General features: G+C 40.4%; 2 protein-coding genes, 6 tRNA genes and 1 rRNA gene (2 of these 9 running past the window's edge). All 9 read right to left on the bottom strand.

Going from position 1 to position 5,000, the window contains the following annotated elements; all coding sequences use genetic code 11:
• Positions 1-556 carry the 5' end (the start) of an ABC transporter ATP-binding protein gene (locus ACQY63_RS00195; protein WP_428244541.1) on the bottom strand. It extends 1,223 nt beyond the left edge of the window, so only the first 556 of its 1,779 coding nucleotides appear in the window; it begins with the start codon at positions 554-556; its stop codon lies off the left edge, out of view.
• A gap of 17 nt (positions 557-573) precedes the next feature.
• Entirely contained in the window at positions 574-2,292 is a 1,719-nt protein-coding gene (locus ACQY63_RS00190) for an ABC transporter ATP-binding protein (protein ID WP_428244540.1), read from the bottom strand.
• Positions 2,293-2,360: 68 nt separating this feature from the next.
• Positions 2,361-2,444 (bottom strand) — tRNA-Leu (locus tag ACQY63_RS00185).
• Positions 2,445-2,471: 27 nt separating this feature from the next.
• A tRNA-Val gene (locus ACQY63_RS00180) sits at positions 2,472-2,544 on the bottom strand.
• Positions 2,545-2,594: 50 nt separating this feature from the next.
• A tRNA-Ile gene (locus ACQY63_RS00175) sits at positions 2,595-2,668 on the bottom strand.
• Positions 2,669-2,678: 10 nt separating this feature from the next.
• Positions 2,679-2,751 (bottom strand) — tRNA-Thr (locus tag ACQY63_RS00170).
• 79 nt (positions 2,752-2,830) lie between these two features.
• Positions 2,831-2,902, bottom strand: a tRNA-Glu gene (locus tag ACQY63_RS00165).
• A 31-nt stretch (positions 2,903-2,933) separates the two neighbouring features.
• Positions 2,934-3,005, bottom strand: a tRNA-Asn gene (locus ACQY63_RS00160).
• 101 nt (positions 3,006-3,106) lie between these two features.
• Positions 3,107-5,000 (bottom strand): 23S ribosomal RNA (locus ACQY63_RS00155) (it continues 994 nt past the right edge of the window).

The raw sequence follows: 5,000 nt of genomic DNA, 5'->3' as shown, positions 1-5,000 counted from the left end.
TAAGTGGTGTTGTAATCAAGGCTGCTACTGCTAATTTAGGATTTTTTGCAAACATAATTACAACTACTGCCACAACAGTTATGAAATCCGGTATTAATGTTGTGACGCAATTAGATAAAACATCCTTTAATGAGTTAATATCTCCTATAATTCTAGATAATATTTTTCCTGTAGGTCTGCTATCGAAAAATTTGAATCCTAACTTCTGAATATGAGTATATAGCTCCTGTCTTATTGTTAGAAGAATACTGTTACACATTTTTGCCATTACATACATTCTTATTTTTATTGCCAAAGTTGCAAGCAAATTCAGTAATAGTGTTATAATCAAGATTTTATATAACCCTTTATAGTTACCAACAGAAATATAGTTATCTATGGCTTCTTCAATAATCAACGGATTAATCAATGATATAGCAACGCAATATCCCATTAGTAATAACACCAGTATAATTATCAATTTATAATTCAACAAATATGAAAATAATCTTTTTAATGTTTGTAATTTATTTTTTTCAACACTTTGTTCATCTTCTTTATATGAATTAAATGCCATTTTTCTTTTCCTTTCTATTAATTTATTGTTCCATATTGAGATAAATAAGTTTCGTAATATAAGCCTTTCTTTTTTATTAAAGAATCATGTTTTCCTCTTTCGCTTATTTTACCGTTCTCTAAGACTATTATTTCATCTGCATTTTTTACAGCACTAATTCTATGGGTAATTATTATTTTAGTAATATCATTATACTTTTCTAATACTTTCTGTATTTTCTGCTCTGTTTCTGTATCCAACGCCGATGTAGAATCGTCTAAAATAAGTATTGGTTTATCTTTGGCAAAAGCTCTGGCTATACTAATTCTTTGTTTTTGTCCACCAGACAAACCTACGCCTCTTTCCCCAATTACTGTTTCATATTGTTGTTCTAATCTCTCTGCAAATTCACTAACCTGTGCATTATTTGCCGCTAACTTTATTTCTTCAGCATCTAATTCATTCTTCTTTCCCAATTTTATATTCTCATTAATTGTATCTGAAAATAGAAAAACATCCTGCATTACCGGAGCAATACTCCCCCTAAGTTGTTTAATGGTAAGGTTGCGTATATCAACTCCATCTAATTTTATACTTCCCTGGGTAACATCATAGAATCTTAAAAGCAAATTAATAATTGTACTTTTACCGGATCCTGTTTCGCCCATAATACCTAATGTTTTACCAGGATTTAAATCAAAGCTGACATTTTCCAAAATATTACTACTTTCATTTTTCTTAAAGGAGACATTTTCAAAAGTAACTCTTCCCTTTACTTTTTCAAGCACAACGGGATTATTTATTTCTTTAATTGATGATTTTTCTTTATAAATTTTTTTGATTTTTTTATTTGACGCAATAGCTGACGAAAAACTGTTAGTAAGCCAGCCTAACATTTCCATTGGCCAAACTATATTATTTGAATACTCTACCATTGCACTTAACGAGCCAATTGACAAATTTCCGTCAATAACTATTTTTCCACCTACTAACAATGTTAATAGCGGAAGTATTTTTGTAACAACTGAAAAAAATGGATAATATTTCACGAAAACTTTTGATTGTTTCATGTTAAGTTCATAGTATTTATTATTATGAGATAAAAATTTTTTGATTTCATATTTTTCTCTCGCAAAAGCTTTTACCGTTCTTACTCCTGCAAGATTTTCTTCTGCAACTGTATTTAATTCTGCATTTTCTTCACTAATTTCTTCATAAACTGCCCCTAACTTTCTTTCCATAATTACTGCAATACATCCGCAAAAAATCATGGCAAGTGTTGGGATTATTGCCAACTTCACATTGATTCTATACATACAAAATAGAACAATTGCCGTATGTATTACCACCTCGATTAACAACATACTAACATAACTAAGCCCATCCCAGATTTTATCAATGTCATCCTTAACTCTAGACATTAATTCCCCTGTATCAGTTTTGTCAAAAAAATCTTCACTTAAATTCTGAATACGTACAAAAAGGTCCTTACGCATGGAACTTCCAATATCCGAGCCAAGACAATCAAAGGTGTATTCTTTAATGTATTGAAATATACATCTTCCCACGCCGATTAGAAAAATACCTAAAAGCAAATATTTTAACTCTGCAATATTTTTTCCTACAATTACATCGTCTATGATATGTTTTGTAAACTGTGGAGACATTAAATCAAGCGTTACAGCTATAATCATTGAAGTAATTGCTAAAAGATATTTTCCTTTATGTTCAAATATATAATTAGAAATTTTCTTCATTATTCCTCCTCTTTTTTGTTCTATTTTTGAGTACAAAAAAAGAGATATCACATGGGTGATATCTCTTATGCCGGTGACCGGAATCGAACCGGTACTGTGTTGCCACAACAGGATTTTAAGTCCTGCGCGTCTGCCAGTTCCGCCACACCGGCTTCCTTGATTATCTTTCGATAACCTAGTGGGACCTACAGGGCTCGAACCTGTGACCCCCTGCTTGTAAGGCAGATGCTCTCCCAGCTGAGCTAAGATCCCTTTTCTTTGATATTACTATCTGCTGGTTCTTTAAGTTTTTCTTCTTTTAGTGGACCTGCGGGGACTCGAACCCAGGACCGACCGGTTATGAGCCGGTTGCTCTAACCAACTGAGCTACAGGTCCATTTCTTTAAAGCCGATGAACGGACTCGAACCGTTAACCTGCTGATTACAAATCAGCTGCTCTGCCAATTGAGCCACATCGGCTTATTCATTTTTTTCTTCAACCCTTCTGCTTCCTCAGCAGAACCAAGTCTTTCTTGCCACTAAATTCTTTTAGTCTGCGTGACTCCTACGGGAATCGAACCCGTGTTACCGCCGTGAAAGGGCGATGTCTTAACCGCTTGACCAAGGAGCCATTTCCTTTCGTACCATATAGTACAAAAAAACTCCCCGAGTAGGGCTCGAACCTACAACCCCTCGGTTAACAGCCGAGTGCTCTACCATTGAGCTATCGAGGATTATTTTCATCAGATTTTATCTGAACTATGAATGCATTGTACATTCAAAACCACACACTGAAAAATTTCACATCCGGAGATAACTCCTCTTTCCTTCCTTCATGGATAAGCCCTCGACCTATTAGTATCAGTCAGCTGCATGCATTACTGCACTTCCACCTCTGACCTATCAACCTTGTAGTCTTCAAGGGGTCTTAATTCTTACGAATGGGATATCTCATCTTGAGGGGGGCTTCACGCTTAGATGCCTTCAGCGTTTATCCCGTCCCGACTTGGCTACCCTGCGATGCATTTGGTAATGCAACAGGTACACCAGAGGTCAGTCCATCCCGGTCCTCTCGTACTAAGGACAGCTCCTCTCAAATATCCTACGCCCACGCCGGATAGGGACCGAACTGTCTCACGACGTTCTGAACCCAGCTCGCGTACCGCTTTAATGGGCGAACAGCCCAACCCTTGGGACCTACTACAGCCCCAGGATGCGATGAGCCGACATCGAGGTGCCAAACCACTCCGTCGATGTGAACTCTTGGGAGTGATAAGCCTGTTATCCCCAGGGTAGCTTTTATCCGTTGAGCGATGGCAATCCCACTTTATACCACCGGATCACTAAGTCCTACTTTCGTACCTGCTCCACCCGTCGGTGTCACAGTCAAGCTCCCTTATGCCTTTGCACTCTGCGAATGGTTTCCGACCATTCTGAGGGAACCTTTGAGCGCCTCCGATACTCTTTCGGAGGCGACCGCCCCAGTCAAACTCCCCACCTGACATTGTCCACCAGCCGGATAACGGCTGCATGTTAGAAACCCAATACTGCAAGGGTGGTATCCCAAGGGTGACTCCACGAAAACTGGCGTTCCCGTTTCCTAGTCTCCCACCTATCCTGTACATACAATATCGAATCCCAGTATCAAGCTAGAGTAAAGCTCCATGGGGTCTTTCCGTCCTGGCGCAGGTAACCAGCATCTTCACTGGTACTTCAATTTCACCGGATGCATTGTTGAGACAGTGCCCAAATCATTACGCCTTTCGTGCGGGTCGGAACTTACCCGACAAGGAATTTCGCTACCTTAGGACCGTTATAGTTACGGCCGCCGTTTACTGGGGCTTAAATTCAAAGCTTCGCATTCGCTAACCTCTCCTCTTAACCTTCCAGCACCGGGCAGGCGTCAGCCCATATACATCACCTTACGGTTTCGCATAGACCTGTGTTTTTGCTAAACAGTTGCTTGGGCCAATTCTCTGCGGCCTACCTTCGTAGGCACCCCTTATCCCGAAGTTACGGGGCCATTTTGCCGAGTTCCTTAACAATGCTTCTTCCGTCGGCCTTAGGATTCTCTCCTCATCCACCTGTGTCGGTTTACGGTACGGGTACAATATACACAATAGCGGCTTTTCCTGACAGCCAGCTCACCAGCTTCGCTACTTATAACTTCGCTACACATCACGTCTTCAGATTGTAAGGCGGATTTGCCTGCCTTACTCCTACCTCGCTTGTACCGGTCTTTCCATTCCCGGCTCTGGCTTTCTGTCTGTGTCCCCACAGTTCTGATATATTGTAGTACAGGAATATCAACCTGTTATCCATCGACTACGTCTTTCGACCTCGCCTTAGGCCCCGACTAACCCAGGGCAGATCAGCTTTACCCTGGAAACCTTAGATATTCGGCCGTGAGGATTCTCACCTCACTCTCGCTACTCATTCCGGCATTCTCTCTTCTTAGCAATCCACTGCTCCTTCCGGTACAGCTTCGTCTCGCTAACAATGCTCCTCTACCAATGATAATTCATTCCTCAGCTTCGGTGTAGTGTTTAGCCCCGGACATTTTCGGCGCAGGACCTCTCGACTAGTGAGCTATTACGCACTCTTTGAATGTATGGCTGCTTCTAAGCCAACATCCTAGTTGTCTTCGAAATCCCACATCCTTTTCCACTTAACACTCACTTTGGGACCTTAGCTGGAGGTCTGGGCTGTTTCCCTTTTGACTACCCAAC

Source organism: Eubacterium sp. Marseille-QA0814 (assembly GCF_965119675.1).
Lineage (GTDB): Bacteria > Bacillota > Clostridia > Lachnospirales > Lachnospiraceae > Eubacterium_G.
Note: the sequence above shows the minus strand (reverse complement) of the source record. Positions and strands in the feature narration are given on the sequence as shown.